Raw genomic sequence first — 17,018 nt, forward strand, 5'->3', positions numbered from 1 at the left:
TCAAGTCCCTTTGCCGCTTACATCGGCTCGCACTCAGCGATCGGAGGTTGTCCATGTCCAGTGCCCAGCTGCTCACGTCCACCCGTGAGGTCAAGGCCGTCGTCGGGGAGCCCGAGGTCGTCGAGGACACCACCGCGTGGAGCGAGCTCAAGGCCGCATGCGAGGCCATCGCCGCGATGCAGGTCAAGGACGGCTCTCTCGCCCCCGAGGCTGACGCCGGCGCCGCAGGCGCCGAGCTCGAGCGCGCCGTGACGGCGATCGAGGCGCTCGCGCCGTCGTTCCCGCACGACGCCGCCTACCTCGACGCGCTCGTCGTCGACCTGCGCCGGTGGGCCGACCACGGTTTCGGCGTGCCCGACTTCCTCGACTCGCTCGTCGCATTCGACCCGCAGAACCAGCGCGAGGACGGCGTTCGCCACCTCGTCGTGTTCCCGATGTACACCCAGAACGGTTCGCCGAACCGTCACCTCGAGGCCGTCCTCGTCGAGGTGATCTGGCCGGAGTTCATCGACACCCTCGAGCGCGAGTACGAGAACCCGCTGTTCGTGCCGCTGCGCTTCGTCGACTTCACCTCCGGCTACGACACGAACTCGGCGGTGCTGTTCACGGAGACCGTCGCGACGCGTGAGACGCCCGTCTTCACCTGGGGTGCGATCTTCCAGGACCGTGAGGCAGCGCGCTACCGGCGCGTCGTCAGCGAAGCCGCGCGCATCACGAAGCTCGAACTGCCGAGCGGGGCGCAGGCGATGCTCGAGGATCAGTCGCTCACCGAGGCGACCTTCATCATGTGGGATCTCATCCACGACCGCAGCCACATGCGCGGCGATCTCCCGTTCGACCCGTTCATGATCAAGCAGCGCATGCCGTACTTCCTCTACTCGCTCGAGGAGTTGCGCTGCGACCTCACGGCGTTCCGTCACTGCGTCGACCTCGAGCGTCGTCTCGGCGAGCGCGTCGTCGCGGGGGAGAACCTGACCGCCGTGGAGCGTGACACGCTGACGCATGCGCGCGGCGTGCAGTACGCCGTCCTGCTCGATCGCATCTTCCGGTTCGCGCTCACCGGCGGCCGTGTGCGCAACTACGACGGTCTCGGCGGGCAGCTGCTGTTCGCGTGGCTGCACCAGCGTGGCGTGATGAACTGGACGGACTCGAAGCTCACGGTCGAGTGGTCGCGCCTGCCCGCCTGCATCATCGAACTCGCCGACGCCGTCGACGAGCTGTACTGGCGCTCGATCGACCGCCCCAAGGTCGCGCACTGGCTCGCGGCGTACGAGCTGATCCGTTCCGTTCTGACGCCGCACCCGGCGTCGGTGTGGGCGCGCGGGCTGCCCGACGAGGTGCTCGCGGGGCCGCCGAAGGGCTACACCGACGCGGTGCTCGACGACGAGTTCCCGCTGTCGATGTTCTTCGAGGCGCTCGAGCGCAAGATGGCGCCCGTCATCGCCTCGACGCGAGGCATCACGGGCCGCGATGACTGAGGAGACGACGATGAAGCACGAACCGTTCGAGGCGCTGCACGACACCGCGCGGCGCGACTTCGCGTCCGACAACTACGCGGGGATGCACCCCCGCGTCGTCGAGGCGCTCGCCGCGGCCAACGGCGGCCACCAGGGCGCCTACGGTGCGGACGACTACACGCAGCGGCTGCAGGAGGTCGTGCGGGGCCACTTCGGTGACGACGCGATCGCCTACCCGGTCTTCAACGGCACGGGCGCGAACGTCCTCGCGCTGCAGTCGATGCTGCCGCGCTGGGGCGCCGTCATCGCCGCGACGACGGCGCACATCCATGTCGACGAGGGTGGCGCGCCGGAGCGCACCGGCGGGCTCAAGCTGCTCACGGTCGAGACCGAGGACGGCAAGCTCACCCCAGAACTCATCGACCGCGAGGCATGGGGTTTCGGGGACGAGCACCGCGCCCAGGCCGGCGTCGTGTCGATCACGCAGTCGAGCGAACTGGGTACGCTCTACACGCCCGACGAGATCGCCGCGATCGCCGAACACTCGCACCGATTGGGGCTGAAGGTGCACCTCGACGGCGCGCGGTTGTCGAACGCCGCCGCCGCGCTGGAGGTGCCGCTGCGCGCCATCACGACGGACGCCGGCGTCGACGCCATCAGCCTCGGTGGCACGAAGAACGGCGCGATGCTCGCCGAGGCCGTCGTGGCGCTGACGCCCGAGGCGTGTGCGGGGCTCGGGTTCTCGCGCAAGTTCCTCATGCAGCTGACGTCGAAGATGCGCTTCGTCTCCGCGCAGTTGCTCGCGCTCTACGACGGTGAGCTGTGGCGCGAGAACGCGACGCAGGCCAACGCTGCGGCGCGGCGCCTGCGGGCCGGGATCGAGGCCGAGCAGGCGCGCGGTGCGCTCGGTGAGGTCGCGTTCACGCAGCCGACGCAGGTCAACGCCGTCTTCGCGACGCTGCCGGCCGACGTCGCGAACCGACTGCGCGAGAGCTACCGGTTCTACGACTGGGACGAGGCACGCGGCGAGGTGCGCTGGATGTGCTCGTTCGACACCCGCGACGAGGACGTCGACGCGTTCGTCGCCGCGCTCGTGGCGGCGTCACGCCGTGGAGGTGAGACGGGCAGCGCCTGAGCGGGCGCCCCGGCGACGATTGGGCGCTCGTCCTGGGCCGAACTACCCTGGTGGACATGTCTGGTGAGTCTGTCTTCCACGATCTCGAGCCGCTGCTGGAGCAGGTGAACAAGCCGATCCAGTACGTCGGTGGCGAGCTCAACGCCCAGGTCAAGGACTGGAACTGCGGCGGCTACGGCCCCGACGGACAGGAGCTGACGACGCGCTGGGCCCTCATGTACCCCGACGCCTACGAGGTCGGCGTGCCCAACCAGGGCGTCATGATCCTGTACGAAGTGCTCAACGAGCGTGACGACGCGCTCGCCGAGCGCACCTACTCCATGTGGCCGGACATGGAGGCGAAGATGCGTGAGGCGGGCGTGCCGCAGTTCACCGTCGACGGCCACCGCAGCGTGCGCGACTTCGACGTGCTCGGCATGTCGTTCTCGACCGAGCTCGGCTACACGAACATGCTGACGGCGCTCGACCTCGGCGGAATCCCCCTGCACGCCGACGAGCGCACGATCGACGACCCGATCGTCCTCGCGGGCGGGCACTCGGCGTTCAACCCCGAGCCGATCGCCGACTTCATCGACGCCGCCGTCATCGGTGACGGCGAAGAGGCCGTCCTGCTCATCACCGACATCATCAAGGAGTGGAAGCTCGCCGAGCGCCCCGGCGGGCGTCGCGGGCTGCTGCTCGAACTCGCGCGCACGGGCAGCGTCTACGTGCCGTCGATGTACGAGGTCGACTACCTGCCCGACGGGCGCATCCAGCGTGTCGTGCTGAGCGAGGAGGCGCACGGTGTGCCGTGGCGCGTCGCGAAGCACACCGTCATGGATCTCGACGAGTGGCCTTACCCGAAGCAGCCGCTCGTGCCGATGGCCGAGTCCGTCCACGAGCGGATGAGCGTCGAGATCTTCCGCGGCTGCACGCGTGGTTGCCGTTTCTGCCAGGCCGGCATGATCACGCGCCCCGTGCGCGAGCGTTCGATCACAGGCATCGGCGAGATGGTCGAGAAGGGCCTCGCCGCGACCGGCTTCGAGGAGGTGGGCCTGCTCTCGCTGAGCTCCGCCGACCACACCGAGATCGCCGAGATCTCCAAGGGCCTCGCCGACCGCTACGAGGGCACGCAGACGGGTCTGTCGCTGCCGTCGACGCGCGTCGACGCGTTCAACATCGACCTCGCCAACGAGCTGACGCGCAACGGCCGCCGCTCGGGTCTGACGTTCGCGCCCGAGGGCGGCAGCGAGCGCATCCGCAAGGTCATCAACAAGATGGTCTCCGAGGACGACCTCATCAACACCGTTGCCGCCGCATACGGCGCGGGCTGGCGTCAGGTGAAGCTGTACTTCATGTGCGGCCTGCCCACCGAGACCGACGAGGACGTCCTGCAGATCGCCGACATGGCGCGCCGCGTCATCGAGACCGGGCGCCAGGTGAGCGGCCGCAAGGACATCCGCTGCACCGTCTCCATCGGCGGGTTCGTGCCGAAGCCGCACACGCCGTTCCAGTGGTGCGCTCAGCTGTCGGCCGAGGCAACGGACGAGCGGCTCAAGAAGCTCAAGGACGCCATCCGAGCCGACAAGAAGTTCGGTTCGAGCATCGGCATGCGCTACCACGACGGCAAGCCCGGCATCGTCGAGGGCCTGCTGAGCCGCGGCGACCGCCGCGTCGGCGCCGTCATCGAGGCCGTGTGGCGTGACGGTGGTCGCTTCGACGGCTGGAGCGAGCACTTCAGCTACGAGCGCTGGATGGAGCAGGCCGACGCGGTCTTCGCAGCCTCCGAGCACCCGATCGACGTCGACTGGTACACGACGCGTGAGCGCGGCGAGCTCGAGGTGCTGCCCTGGGATCACCTCGACTCCGGTCTCGACAAGGACTGGCTGTGGCAGGACTGGCAGGATGCCCTCTCCGAGGAAGAAGTCGACGACTGCCGCTGGACGCCGTGCTTCGACTGCGGCGTGTGCCCGCAGATGGACACCGACATCCAGATCGGCCCCACGGGCAAGACGCTGCTGCCGCTCACCGTCCTCGGTGAGGGTGCGAAGAAGTTGGCCGCCGCTGACCACGCGCACTGACGTGGGCGCGGCGTCATGACGATGCGACTCGTCTCGACGGGGCGCCGGTGAGACGCCGATGAGCCCACGACGTGCTCGCCGCGGCGTCGACAGGCGCGATGCGCGCGTCGACATGCTGCGCGGGCTCGCCCTCGTGTCGATGTTCGTCGCCCACTGCGCCCCGGACGACGGCCCGTTCCGACTGGCGGCGTTGACCGAGTTTGCGACGGCGCCGTTGTTCGCGCTTCTCATCGGCATCAGCGCGATGCTCGCGGACCGGGGCAACGCCGGGCTGACCGTCGCGTTCGTCCGGGCCGGGGTGCGCGCGGCCGTGCTCGTCGCGCTCGGGTTGTGGATCGAGCCGTGGGGTGCGCAGGTCGACGTCGTCCTCGTCTACCTCGCCCTGCCGACGCTGCTCGCGCCCCTGCTGGTGCGGCTGCCCGACACGGTGCTGCTCGGGATCGCCACGATGTCGTGGGCTGCCGCACCCGCCCTGCTGAGCTGGGGCCGCACCCGCAGCACCGAGGCTCTCGTCGCCGGCGACGACGTGGGCCACCGTTTGTGGGACGTCGTGGTCGCGGGGCCGCACTACCGCCTGACGACGCTGCTCGTCTTCACCTGCCTCGGCATCGTGCTGTGGCGCTGGACGCGCGCCGTCCCCGCGTGGAGCGCGGGCCTGGCGGGCCTCGTCGCACTCGCAGGGGCCGCGTTGCTCATGGCGGCGAAGACGTCGGGGCGCCTCGCGTTCGAACCGTACGACGGCAGTCACCTCGAGATCGTGCTCGAGGCGCTGCTCGTCGGGGGATTCGCGCTCGCCTGGTTCGCCGTCGTGCCGGAGCGCTTCTGCCTGCCGGCGCTCGCCGCCGCGGGGTCGATGACGTTGAGTGTCTACGTCCTGCAGATCGCCTACCTCGCCTGGTACGTGCGTGAGCTGCATCCCGGCGAACGCGACGACGCGTGGGGCAACGTCGGCGTCCTGTGCGTCGGCGCCCTCGTGTTGCCGATGGCGTGGCGCTCGCTGGTCTCGCGCGAACCGTGGTCGCGTGGGCCCCTCGAGGGCGCGACGGCCGCCGTCACCCGCGGCATCCGCTGAATCGCGTGCCTCGTCGTGCCGGCGAGCCGGCGAGCCGAGTGACGATGCGGTGATCCGCGCGCCCTTGCGTCGACGGTAGGCTCGTGCTCGTGGCACGTCAGCGAGTTCCCGAAGGTCCGCCCCCCGCACCCGCCGTCCAGAAGGTCTCGGTGAGGTACGCCAAGCGCGGACGTCTGCGTTTCTCCTCAACGCGTGACTTCCAGCGCGCCCTCGAGCGTGCCGTGCGTCGCGCGGGGGTGCCGATGGCGTTCTCCGCAGGCTTCCACCCGCACCCGCGTATCTCGTACGCGAACGCCGCGCCGACGGGGGCCGCCTCCGAGGCCGAGTACTTCCAGCTGCAGTTGACGCAGCAGTGCGACCTCGAGGCGCTGCGCGCAGCGCTCGACGAATCGTTGCCGCAGGACATGGCCGTGCTGCGCGTCGTCGAGGCCGCACCGGGAGCGCTCGCCGACCTGCTCCAGGCCAGCGTGTGGCAGCTCGACTTCGAAGGCGTCACGCTCGAGACGATCACCGACGCCGTGGCGACGTTCATGGATCGCGCCGAGCTGCTCGTCACCCGCATGACGAAGTCGGGTGCGCGCGAGTTCGACGTGCGTCAGGCCGTCCTCGCCTCCGACGTCGTGCTCGTGCGCGCCGGCGATGCCGACGGGCGTGACCTCGTGCGCTGGACGATGACGATCCAGCACACGACGCCCGCGGTGCGCCCCATCGACGTCATGACCGGTCTCACCGAGCTGACGGGCCTGCAGGTGCCGCGTTCGCCGCTCATGACGCGTCTCGCGCAAGGCGTCCTCGAAGCCGGCGGCCGCGTCATCGACCCGTTCGACGCCTGAGACCTCCATCCGAACGCAGCCCCCGGGCGGGAGGCGTCGGTCGGGAGGCGCAGCGTGGGGGAGGCGCTGTGACGCCATGTGGACACGAGGCCGCCGGCCTGCCGACACCCGTGCGATGACTGTGCGATAATGCGGATGGAACGTGCAGGTCTCACAGAGCCTGCCGCTCCCGCAGAACCTTCCGACCGCGCCGTCGGAGCGCAGGTGATGCGGCGCGAGCCGCAGCCGGTGCACCGCGAATCGCGCGAGGGTGGCCGACGCATCGTCATGCGAAGCCGCCGACCGAGAAGCTCTGCGGCGTGACGTCCGGTGCCGCGCGCAGCGCGAGCCGACGAGCCACGTAGAAGACGACTTCCGTCCTGCGGACACGAACGATCGCAGGCGATACGAACGATCCGCGCCGCGGCGCGTGCAAGGCCCAGGTGGTCTTTCTGTGGCACACGTCGTGCCGACGAAGAAGGAGGGCCCCGTGGCCCCCGAAAATCTTGAATTCCCCTTCGCCAGCCCGTTCGCGGCCGGCAGCCCCTTCACAGCGCCGCAGGCCGAGCCCGCGCAGGACGCTGACACGAGCGACGAGGTCGAGGCCATCGACGGTGACGAGGACGTCACCGATGGCGACTCGGGCCAGGGCGCGCCCGCCGGCGCCGCGTTCGGCCTCGTGTTCCAGGCCGCCGACCCGATGACGCGCGTGCCCCGCCGCTCGCGCCGCGCCGATGACGAGTCGCCGCGTGACGAGGCACCCGCCGGCCGCGCAGGTGGCGACGACGACACCGACGACGAGGCCGACGAGCAGCCGCGCCCCGCGCGTTCGCGCAGCCGCCGCCGTCGCGGTGACGACGCGCAGCACGACGAGAATGGCGACGCGTCGTCCGACGACGCCGCTCAGGGCTCGCGCGAGGACGCGGACGAGGTGGGCGAGAAGCAGTCCGCCGACACCGACGACAACCACGACGCGAACGACGAGAACGATGAGAACGACGACGAGCAGACCCCGCGTCGGCGCCGTCGCGGCGGACGTGGCCGTCGCGGCAACAAGGGTGACGACGCCCGCGACGGTTCGCAGGCTCAGCACGACGACGCCGACGGCCGCGACTCCGGTTCCAAGGGCGGCGACGCGAAGCACGACGACGCGGCGCAGGGCGACGGCTCGAAGCGCGACGGCAACGCCGCGCAGGACGACAGCTCGAAGCACGACGACGACGCCCAGGACGACGCGGGGTCGCGCAAGCGCACGCGCGGTCGCCGTCGCAGCGGCTCGGGTCAGGGCTCGGACGGCGACGACGCGAACACCGTGACGAAGGTGCGCGAGCCGCGTCGCGCGAAGGACGAGATCACGTCCATCAAGGGCTCGGTGCGCCTCGAGGCGAAGAAGCAGCGCCGCCGCGAGGGCCGTGAGGCGGGACGCCGCCGCACCGTCATCACCGAGGCCGAGTTCCTCGCACGCCGCGAGAGCGTCGAGCGCGTCATGGTCGTGCGCGAGCAGGAGGGGCGCACTCAGATCGGCGTCCTCGAGGACGGGGTGCTCGCCGAGCACTATGTCTCGCGTCAGGAGCAGGCGAGCTCGATGGCGGGCAACGTCTACCTCGGCCGGGTGCAGAACGTGCTGCCGTCGATGGAGGCGGCGTTCGTCGACATCGGCCGCGGGCGCAACGCCGTCCTGTACGCCGGCGAGGTCAACTGGGACGCCGCCGGTCTCGACAACCAGCCCAAGCGCATCGAGCACGCCCTCAAGGCGGGCGAGAGCGTCCTCGTCCAGGTGACGAAGGACCCGATCGGCCACAAGGGCGCCCGCCTGACGTCGCAGATCTCGCTACCGGGACGCTTCGTCGTCTTCGTGCCGGGCAACTCGATGACGGGCATCAGCCGCAAGCTGCCCGACACCGAGCGCGCGCGCCTCAAGCGCATCCTCAAGGAGGTCGTGCCGGCCGACGCGGGCGTCATCGTCCGCACCGCCGCCGAGGGTGCTTCCGAGGAGGAGTTGCGCGCCGACGTCGAGCGCCTCATGAAGATGTGGGAGCGCATCCAGGCGAAGGCCGAGACGGCCAACGCGCCGTCGCTGCTGCACGGCGAACCGGATCTGACGGTCCGCGTCATCCGCGACGTGTTCAACGAGGACTTCGCGAAGATGGTCGTCTCCGGCGAGCGTGCCTGGAACGAGGTGCACACCTACATCTCCGAGGTCGCGCCCGACCTCGTCGAGCGCCTCGAGAAGTGGGAGGGCGACGAAGACGTCTTCGCCGAGCACCGCATCGACGAGCAGCTAGCCAAGGCCATGGACCGCAAGGTGTGGTTGCCGTCGGGCGGTTCGCTCGTCATCGACCGCACCGAGGCGATGACGGTCGTCGACGTCAACACCGGCAAGTTCGTCGGCTCCGGGGGCAACCTCGAGGAGACCGTGACGAAGAACAACATCGAGGCGGCCGAGGAAATCGTGCGTCAGCTGCGCCTGCGCGACATCGGCGGCATCATCGTCGTCGACTTCATCGACATGGTGCTCGAGGCGAACCGCGAGCTCGTCGTGCGTCGCCTGCTCGAGTGCCTGGGCCGCGACCGCACGAAGCACCAGGTCGCCGAGGTCACCTCGCTCGGCCTCGTGCAGATGACGCGCAAGCGCGTCGGCGCGGGCCTCGTCGAGGTCTTCTCCGAGACGTGCGAGTCGTGCCAGGGGCGCGGCATCGTCATCCACGACCACCCGGTCGAGAACCGCGACATCAACGGCAACGACACGAACCGCAAGGGTCGTGGCGGGCGCGGTGGTCGTGGTGGCCGTGACACCCCGGGCAACGGTTCGCACGGTTCGACCGGCGGCTCGAACGGCGGTCAGCACCAGGGTCGTCAGGACGAGGCCGGCGAGTCGAAGGCGGAGCGCGACAACGGTTTCGCGCAGATCGCCGCGGCCGCGCACGCCGCAGCGATCTCCGCGGGCGACAAGTCGGCGACGTCGAAGCCCGTCTCCACCGCGTCTGACGACGACGCCGTCATGACGGTGTCGCCGCAGGCCGGCGCTGGCTCGGCTGAGGCTGCTCCCGAGACAAGTGCGCCCAAGAAGTCGGGCACGCGCCGCTCCGGTCGCGTCAAGCCGCGCTCGGAGCGCGTCGCCCAGGCTGCTGCCGACGCCTCGACGGACGCGGGCGACGTGACGAGCGCGCCTGCGGCGAACGAGGGTGCCGCTGCCGACATCGCGACGAACGGCACGGCGGTGAGCGGTTCGGCTCCTGCCGACGCGGGCAGCGCTGCCACTGCGACGGCGTCGACGGCGCAGGCCCCGACGGCGCGTCGTCGCGGTTCGCGTCGCGCGGCGGCGTCGACGGGTGCACCCGCACGAGCCGGTGAGGCGAGCGTCATGACGGTGCCGGTGGTGTCGGCGTCGGTATCGACCGCACCGTCCGAGGCATCTGGGTCGGGCACGTCGACCTCGGCTACGCCGTCGACTTCGGCGGCACTGGCGAGCTCCAGCACGGATACGGCATCGACCGACGGCCCGACGCTGGGTGCCGCATCGACGTCGGATGCTCCGGCGAACGCCACGTCATCGGCAGCTGGCACCTCGTCGGCCGGCACGACGCCGGCGCCGATGAAGCGTCCGCGTCGCCGCGCCGGTTCGAGCGCGGGTGCGCCCGTCACTCTGCAGCCGGTCGACCTCAGCGCGCCGGCGTCGTCGTCGGCCCCGTTGACGAAGGTCGCAGGGGAGGCCGGCTCGGCGTCGAACTCGACGGGTTCGACCACGACAGGCGACACGACCGCCGCGAACGACACGGCCACGGCCCACAAGACTGCTACGGCGAGCAGCACGTCTGACGCGGCGTCGGCTGCTGCTGGCGAGCGGAAGGCTCCGGCGCGCAAGAAGCGCGCTCGCGTCAGCTCGCCCGCCGGGGCACCCGCGCCGAAGGCGCCGAGCGACGACTGATCGATCACGCGGGGCGCGCACCACGTCGTCCCCGATGATCGTGGGGGCCGAAACTCCGCATGGCGGATTTGCGGCCCCCAACCGTCGTCGTGAAGACTTCAATCCGGCACCGCGGAGTTTCAGACCTCAAGCGTCCTGGCGAGGCGAGGCACCGACAGCCGGCGGGCCATCAGGACGATTTGGGCCCCGCACCCGCCGCCAGGTATTGTTTACGTTTGGTGCGCCCACCGCGCCCGATGTCCCGTCACCGCCAGCCTGCGCCTCGTGCGTGTGCGCGGCGAAACCGGGGTAGCTATCGGCCGGTCAGACAGAGCGAGCGTGCCATGACGAAAGAGAGTCCAACGTGTACGCGATTGTTCGCGCGGGTGGTCGCCAGGAGAAGGTCTCCGTCGGCGATGTCCTCCTCATCGACAAGGTCTCGGCGCAGCCGGGCGAGAGCATCGAGCTGAAGCCGCTCATGCTCGTCGACGGTGCCGACATCACGGTCGAGGCCGACAAGCTGGCCGGTGTCAAGGTGGCCGCCGAGGTCGTCAAGGCCGCCAAGGGCCCGAAGATCACCATCATGAAGTACAAGAACAAGACGGGTTACCGCAAGCGCCAGGGCCACCGTCAGCCGCTGACGCAGATCAAGGTCACCAAGATCGGCTGAGCCTCGCGCTCACCCCTGATCTTCCACAGATTTCGAAAGAGGCTCTGACATGGCACACAAGAAGGGTGCATCCTCGACCCGCAACGGTCGTGACTCCAATGCACAGCGACTCGGCGTGAAGCGCTTCGGCGGCCAGGTCGTCGGCACGGGCGAGATCATCGTCCGCCAGCGCGGCACGCACTTCCACCCCGGCGAGAACGTCGGCCGTGGCGGCGACGACACGCTTTTCGCCCTCGCCCCGGGCGCCGTCAAGTTCGGCGAGCGCAAGGGCCGCAAGGTCGTCGACATCGTCGTCGAGCCGGAGATCACGGCCTGATCGCTCACGCGATCATCTGATCACCCCGCGTGAGGGGGTGAGCCCGCGCGTCGCGGCTCACCCCCTCACGTGCGTCTCGGAACGCTCATAGAATCAACGTGGTGACGCATCGACGCGGCACCGCATCACGGCGGCACCACGGGCCTCACGGGCCCGGCCGCGCCACGCGCCTCGCGCGCGCCGAAAGGAATCACCCATGGCAACCAACTTCGTCGACCGCGTCGTCCTCAACGTGACGGCCGGCAACGGTGGGCACGGCGTCGCCTCCGTGCATCGTGAGAAGTTCAAGCCGCTCGGTGGCCCGGACGGCGGCAACGGCGGGCACGGCGGTGACGTCGTCCTCGAGGTCGACCCGCAGGTGACGACGCTGCTCGAGTACCACAAGAGCCCGCACCGCAGCGCGCAGAACGGCAAGCCGGGTGCCGGTGACGAACGCAACGGCGCCGACGGCGACGACCTCGTCCTGCCCGTGCCGGAGGGCACCGTCGTCAAGGATCGCGACGGCACGATCCTCGCCGACCTCGTCGGTTTCGGCAGCCGTTACGTCGCGGCCGCCGGTGGCCGCGGCGGCCTCGGCAACAAGGCCCTCGCGAGCCAGCGGCGCAAGGCGCCCGGTTTCGCGCTGCTCGGCGAGCCGGGGGAGAGCAACGACATCGTGCTCGAGCTGAAGACGCTCGCCGACGTCGCCCTCATCGGTTTCCCGAGCGCCGGCAAGAGCTCGCTCGTTTCCGTCGTCAGCGCCGCGAAGCCGAAGATCGCCGACTACCCGTTCACGACGCTCGTGCCCAATCTCGGTGTCGTGACGGCCGGTTCGCAGCGTTTCACGATCGCCGACGTGCCCGGTCTCATCCCCGGCGCGAGCCAGGGCAAGGGCCTCGGCCTGGAGTTCCTGCGTCACGTCGAGCGCTGCTCGGTCCTCGTCCACGTCATCGACTGCGCGACGCTCGAGCCGGGCCGTGACCCGATGAGCGACCTCGACACGATCGAGCACGAACTGAGCGAGTACGTCGCCGACGAATCCCTCGGCGGCAAGCCCCTTTCCGAGCGCACCCGCATCGTCGTGCTCAACAAGGCCGACGTGCCGGACGCCCGCGAACTCGCCGAGATGGTCAAGCCCGACCTCGAAGCACGCGGCCTCGAGGTGTTCATCGTCTCCGCCGTTGCGCACCAGGGCCTCAAGGAGCTGACGTTCGCGCTCGCCAAGCACGTCGAGCAGGCGCGTCAGGAGGTCGAGTCGGCCGTGCCGGCGCGCGTCATCGTGCGTCCGAAGGCCATGGACGACGCCGGGTTCCGCATCGTGAAGGAGGGTGGCACGCACGGCACGCTGTTCCGTATCGTCGGGGATCGCCCGACGCGCTGGGTGCGCCAGACCGACTTCAGCAACGACGAGGCCGTCGGCTACCTCGCCGATCGTCTCAACCGACTCGGTATCGAGGAGGAGTTGTTCAAGGCGGGCGCGGTGCCCGGCTCGACCGTCCTCATCGGTCCCGGCGACAACGCTGTCGTCTTCGACTGGGAGCCCACCCTGCAGGCCGGCGCCGAACTGCTCGGCGCCCGCGGCACCGACCTACGCCTCGAGGAGGCGTCGCGTCCGTCGCGCGCCGAGAAGCGCGACGAGTTCCACAACCGCAAGGACGGTCAGCGTCTGGCGCGCGAAGAGCTCGCGGCCGAACGTCAGGCCGGAGTCTGGACCGAGCACGAGAGCTACCGCACCGAGGAGTGACGCGCCCCGCGCGTCGGTGCAGCAAGGAGTCGCCCGATGAACGCAGACGCCACGACGACCATGCCCGACGAGCACGCCACGCGTGCGGCTGACGTGCGCGACGAGCACGATCATGCCGAGCACGCCCCGCAGACGCCCCCGACGACCCCTGCCGTCGACGGCGACGCGGTGCGCGCGCAGGTCCGCGAAGCCAAGCGCGTCGTCGTCAAGGTGGGGTCGAGTTCGATCACCCACACGAGCGGCGGCATCAACCACGAGGCGCTGACGGAGCTCGTCGGGGTGCTGGCCGAGCGTCGGCACGCGGGCAAGGAGGTGCTGCTCGTCTCCTCCGGAGCCATCTCTGCGGGGATGGGCCAGCTCGGCATGCCGACGCGCCCGACGGAGCTGCCGCAGGCGCAGGCCGCAGCTGCCGTCGGGCAGGGACAGCTCATGTCCGCGTACTCGCTGCTGTTCCAGGGTCTCGGGCTGACGATGGGGCAGGTGCTGCTGACGACGGAGGACGTCACCCGCCGCGCCACGTACCTCAACGGCCGCTCGACGCTGCAGACGCTGCTCGAGTTCGGCGCGGTGCCCGTCATCAACGAGAACGACACGGTCGCGACGCAGGAGATCCGCTTCGGTGACAACGACCGGCTCGCGGCACTCGTCGCGCACCTCGTCGACGCCGACGCGCTCATCCTGCTCTCGGACGTCGACGCCCTCTATGACGGTCCGCCGAGCCGCGAGGGCACCTCGCGGATCCCGTTCGTCGCGGACGTCGCCGCGATGGATGACGTCGAGATCGGCGGCACCGGATCCGGTGTCGGCACCGGGGGCATGCGGACGAAGGTCGACGCGGCGCGCATCGCGACCGCAGCCGGCATCCCGACGATGCTGACGTCGATGCCGAACGCGCGCCACGCGCTGCTCGGCGAGCAGGTGGGCACGGCATTTGCGCCGACAGGTCGTCGTCGCAGCGCGCGACGCCTGTGGCTCGCGCACGCGACGCACCCGGCCGGGCGCCTCGTGCTCGACGATGGCGCAGTCGAGGCCGTGCGGACGAAGGGGCGCTCGCTGCTTCACGCGGGTGTCATCGAGGCGCAGGGGCGATTCCTCGCAGGCGACGCCGTCGACCTCGCCGACCGTCACGGCCACGTGTTCGCGCGCGGGCTCGTCAACTACGACGTCGCCGACGTGCACCGTGCAATGGGGCGCACGACTCGCGATCTGAGCGACGCCATCGGCCCGGCTTTCGAGCGCAGCCTCGTCCACCGCGATCATCTGGTGCTGCTGCCCTGAGCCACTTGTTCGGCCCGGGGGAGTAAGGTGAGCCTTGCCTATGATCGCCGCGTCCCGCGACGGTGCGAGTGCTCCGAAGGTGAGGCCCATGACGACTCTCGACCTGCTGCGGCCCGGCTCCCACGCCACCGTCGTCGGATTCGATGCGTCCCGGTGCGCCGACGCCGTCCTGTGTCGCCTGCGCGAGCTCGGCTTCCGCGAGGGTGAACAGATCGAGGTCGTGCGCCGTGCGCCGATGGGCGATCCGATGGTCTTCCGTGTCTGCGACTACGAACTCTGCCTGCGTCGGCGTGACGCGGGTGCCATCCGCGTCGACGTCCTGTGAGCTGCCACGCCCCCGATGACGTCGCGACAGCGGACGCCGCGACGAGCACCCGCGTCGCGCTGCTGGGCGCGCCGAACGCCGGCAAGTCAAGCCTCTTCAACCGACTCACCGGTCTGCGCGCGAAGACGGGCAACTACCCGGGCGTGACGGTGTCGCGTTCGTTCGGAGACGTGCGCGCAGGCGGGACGAACCTCGTCCTCGAGGACCTGCCGGGCACCTACAGCCTCGAGGCCGTGAGCCCCGACGAGCAGGTCGTCGTCGATGCCCTCGCCGGCCGACTCGACGGCGTGCCGGCACCCGACGCGCTCATCGTCGTCGCCGACGCCACCACGTTGCGACGCTCGCTGCCCTTCGTCGCGCGCGCGATCGCGTTGGGCAAGCCGACGATGCTGGCCCTCACGATGATCGACGAACTGCACGCGCGCGGCGGCCACCTCGACGTCGCAGCCCTCGAGCGGGCTCTCGGCGTGCCGGTGCGGGCCGTCATGGCGGCGACGGGCGTGGGGGTCGACGACATCCGCACCCTGCTCGCCGACGTCCCCGCCTGGACGCGGCCCGTCGTCAGCCCGCCGACGCAGGATGCGCAGCTCGCGCCGTGGTCGCGTTCGGTGCTCGCGGCCGCCGAGTACATGCCCGCCGGGCAGGACACGCGCTCGCGGCGCATCGACGCGGTGCTGCTGCACCCGGTCGCCGGTCTCGCCGTGTTCTTCGCGACGATGTTCCTGTTCTTCCAGGCCATCTTCACCGTCGCTGCGCCGCTGCAGGATCTCGTCGAGCAGGGGTTCGCGTGGCTCGGCGCCCAGGCGCAACACATCCCGAACGACACGCTCGCCTCACTCGTCGGCAACGGCATCATCGGTGGTGTCGGCGCGACGCTCGTCTTCGTGCCGCAGATCATGCTGCTGTTCCTCGTCCTGTCGCTGCTCGAGAACGTCGGGTACTTGTCGCGCGCGGCGTTCCTCATGGACCGGATCATGGCCGCCACGGGGCTGGAGGGCCGCGCGTTCGTCGCGATGCTCAGCTCGTTCGCATGCGCGGTGCCAGGCATCATGGCGACGCGCACCATCCCGTCGTCACGCAACCGCATCGCGACGATCATCACTGCGCCGCTCATGACGTGCTCGGCGCGCCTGCCCGTCTACGTGCTGCTGACGTCGCTGCTCGTCGAACCGGGGCAGCGGTACGGGCCGTTCAACGCGCAGGGCCTCGTGCTCTTCGGGTTGTACGTGCTCGGCGGGCTGTCGGCCCTCGTCGCGGTCGCCGTGTTCAAGGCGACGGCGCTGCGCGATGCGTCGCTGCCGTTCTACATGGAGATGCCGCCGTACCGCTTCCCGTCGATCCGCAACGTCGTGACGACGATGTGGCACTCGGTGCGTATGTTCCTGCGCAAGGCCGGCGGCATCATCCTGACGACGACCGTCGCGCTGTGGGTGCTGCTCAACTTCCCGGCCCGCGGCGCCGAGACCGCCGGGATGGGCGACACCGAGAAGGCCGCGTACGTCATCGACCACTCGTATGCCGCCTCGATCGGGCGGTTCATCGAGCCGATCTTCGCGCCGCTCGGGTTCGACTGGCACATCTGCGTCGGGCTGCTCGGCGCGACGAGTGCGCGCGAGGTCTTCGTCGCGACGCTCGGGCAGGTGGCGAGCGCGACCGACCCCGAGGACCCGCGCGCGGCGCTCATGAAGATGACGTTCAGCGACGGCCCGCACGCCGGGCAGCTCGTCTTCACGACGGCGACGGTCGTCGCGCTGCTCGTGTTCTTCGTCTACGCCCTGCAGTGCGTCTCGACCATCGCGATCATGCGTCGCGAGACGAACACGTGGCGCTGGCCGGCGATCGCGTGGGCGTACATGTTCGTCCTCGCATGGGGCATGGCGTTCCTCGCTCGCCACATCGTGCTCGCGCTCACATGAGCGACCTCGCCCTGCACCCGGAGGCAACACCCGATCCAGACGTCGTGCGGTGGCGCTTCTCCGGAGCGCGGTGCGACGTCCCGCTCGGAGCGCTCGCGGCGTGGCCCGAGGCGCTGACGCGCGCGGGCGCCGGCGACATGGTCAGCGAACCGGGCGCGCTCGTCGTCAGGCTGCGCGCGCCGCACACGTGGGCGAGTGACGGAGCAGCCGTGCGCGACGCGCTGAGCGACGTGCTTGCTGACACGTCGAGCCGATTCGTTGCGCGTGAGCCCGGCGGCGTCGAGCCGAGCGATGCCTCGAGCAACGCCGACGGGGACGCCGTGGGCGAATTCGACGAGGGCGCTGCC

13 protein-coding genes are annotated in these 17,018 nt (G+C 70.3%); all 13 read left to right on the plus strand.

The genetic code is table 11. The features are described 5' to 3' along the window. The first annotated feature begins 53 nt into the window (after positions 1–53). Positions 54–1,478, plus strand: coding sequence for a DUF6421 family protein (locus AX669_RS07445; RefSeq protein ID WP_062257576.1), 1,425 nt, complete (start codon positions 54–56; stop codon positions 1,476–1,478). Positions 1,479–1,488: 10 nt separating this feature from the next. Continuing rightward, positions 1,489–2,592: a low specificity L-threonine aldolase gene (locus tag AX669_RS07450; protein ID WP_062257591.1), complete on the plus strand. Its 1,104-nt coding sequence runs from the start codon at positions 1,489–1,491 to the stop codon at positions 2,590–2,592. Positions 2,593–2,648: 56 nt separating this feature from the next. Then, positions 2,649–4,652, plus strand: coding sequence for a TIGR03960 family B12-binding radical SAM protein (locus AX669_RS07455; RefSeq protein ID WP_038571155.1), 2,004 nt, complete (start codon positions 2,649–2,651; stop codon positions 4,650–4,652). A 58-nt stretch (positions 4,653–4,710) separates the two neighbouring features. Then, the gene (locus AX669_RS07460; RefSeq protein ID WP_062257578.1) at positions 4,711–5,724 is read left to right on the plus strand and encodes an OpgC domain-containing protein; all 1,014 of its coding nucleotides are present in this window, start codon (positions 4,711–4,713) and stop codon (positions 5,722–5,724) included. Between the two features lie 83 nt (positions 5,725–5,807). Then, complete coding sequence (locus AX669_RS07465) at positions 5,808–6,557, plus strand: TIGR03936 family radical SAM-associated protein (RefSeq protein ID WP_062257580.1); 750 nt, start codon at positions 5,808–5,810, stop codon at positions 6,555–6,557. A gap of 433 nt (positions 6,558–6,990) precedes the next feature. Continuing rightward, complete coding sequence (locus AX669_RS07470; RefSeq protein ID WP_062257582.1) at positions 6,991–10,464, plus strand: ribonuclease E/G; 3,474 nt, start codon at positions 6,991–6,993, stop codon at positions 10,462–10,464. A gap of 343 nt (positions 10,465–10,807) precedes the next feature. Continuing rightward, a complete protein-coding gene (rplU, locus tag AX669_RS07475; RefSeq protein ID WP_006944318.1) occupies positions 10,808–11,113 on the plus strand; it encodes a 50S ribosomal protein L21 in 306 nt (101 codons plus the stop codon). A gap of 49 nt (positions 11,114–11,162) precedes the next feature. Further along, positions 11,163–11,429, plus strand: a complete 267-nt coding sequence (rpmA, locus tag AX669_RS07480) for a 50S ribosomal protein L27 (RefSeq protein WP_006944241.1) — start codon at positions 11,163–11,165, stop codon at positions 11,427–11,429. A 196-nt stretch (positions 11,430–11,625) separates the two neighbouring features. Continuing rightward, the gene (gene obgE, locus AX669_RS07485; RefSeq protein ID WP_062257584.1) at positions 11,626–13,152 is read left to right on the plus strand and encodes a GTPase ObgE; all 1,527 of its coding nucleotides are present in this window, start codon (positions 11,626–11,628) and stop codon (positions 13,150–13,152) included. A 36-nt stretch (positions 13,153–13,188) separates the two neighbouring features. Beyond that, complete coding sequence (gene proB / locus AX669_RS07490; RefSeq protein WP_170957143.1) at positions 13,189–14,430, plus strand: glutamate 5-kinase; 1,242 nt, start codon at positions 13,189–13,191, stop codon at positions 14,428–14,430. 88 nt (positions 14,431–14,518) lie between these two features. Continuing rightward, positions 14,519–14,755, plus strand: coding sequence for a FeoA family protein (locus AX669_RS07495; protein WP_175282459.1), 237 nt, complete (start codon positions 14,519–14,521; stop codon positions 14,753–14,755). Continuing rightward, on the plus strand, positions 14,752–16,671 hold the full coding sequence (gene feoB / locus AX669_RS07500; RefSeq protein WP_062257588.1) for a ferrous iron transport protein B: 1,920 nt from the start codon (positions 14,752–14,754) through the stop codon (positions 16,669–16,671). Before AX669_RS07495 ends, feoB begins: the two co-directional genes overlap by 4 nt. Next, a partial coding sequence (locus tag AX669_RS07505) for a hypothetical protein (RefSeq protein ID WP_197418870.1) occupies positions 16,668–17,018 on the plus strand: 351 nt, incomplete at its 3' end. The genes feoB and AX669_RS07505, both read left to right, overlap by 4 nt.

Source organism: Dermacoccus sp. CCH2-D9, assembly GCF_001556795.1.
GTDB classification, from domain to species: Bacteria; Actinomycetota; Actinomycetes; order Actinomycetales; family Dermatophilaceae; genus Dermacoccus; species Dermacoccus nishinomiyaensis.

Coding starts and splice junctions, on each gene's coding strand:
- AX669_RS07445 (WP_062257576.1), top strand. CDS start 54: ATGTCCAGTGCCCAGCTGCTCACGTCCACCCGTGAGGTCAAGGCCGTC.
- AX669_RS07450 (WP_062257591.1), top strand. CDS start 1,489: ATGAAGCACGAACCGTTCGAGGCGCTGCACGACACCGCGCGGCGCGAC.
- AX669_RS07455 (WP_038571155.1), top strand. CDS start 2,649: ATGTCTGGTGAGTCTGTCTTCCACGATCTCGAGCCGCTGCTGGAGCAG.
- AX669_RS07460 (WP_062257578.1), top strand. CDS start 4,711: ATGAGCCCACGACGTGCTCGCCGCGGCGTCGACAGGCGCGATGCGCGC.
- rpmA (WP_006944241.1), top strand. CDS start 11,163: ATGGCACACAAGAAGGGTGCATCCTCGACCCGCAACGGTCGTGACTCC.
- obgE (WP_062257584.1), top strand. CDS start 11,626: ATGGCAACCAACTTCGTCGACCGCGTCGTCCTCAACGTGACGGCCGGC.
- proB (WP_170957143.1), top strand. CDS start 13,189: ATGAACGCAGACGCCACGACGACCATGCCCGACGAGCACGCCACGCGT.
- AX669_RS07495 (WP_175282459.1), top strand. CDS start 14,519: ATGACGACTCTCGACCTGCTGCGGCCCGGCTCCCACGCCACCGTCGTC.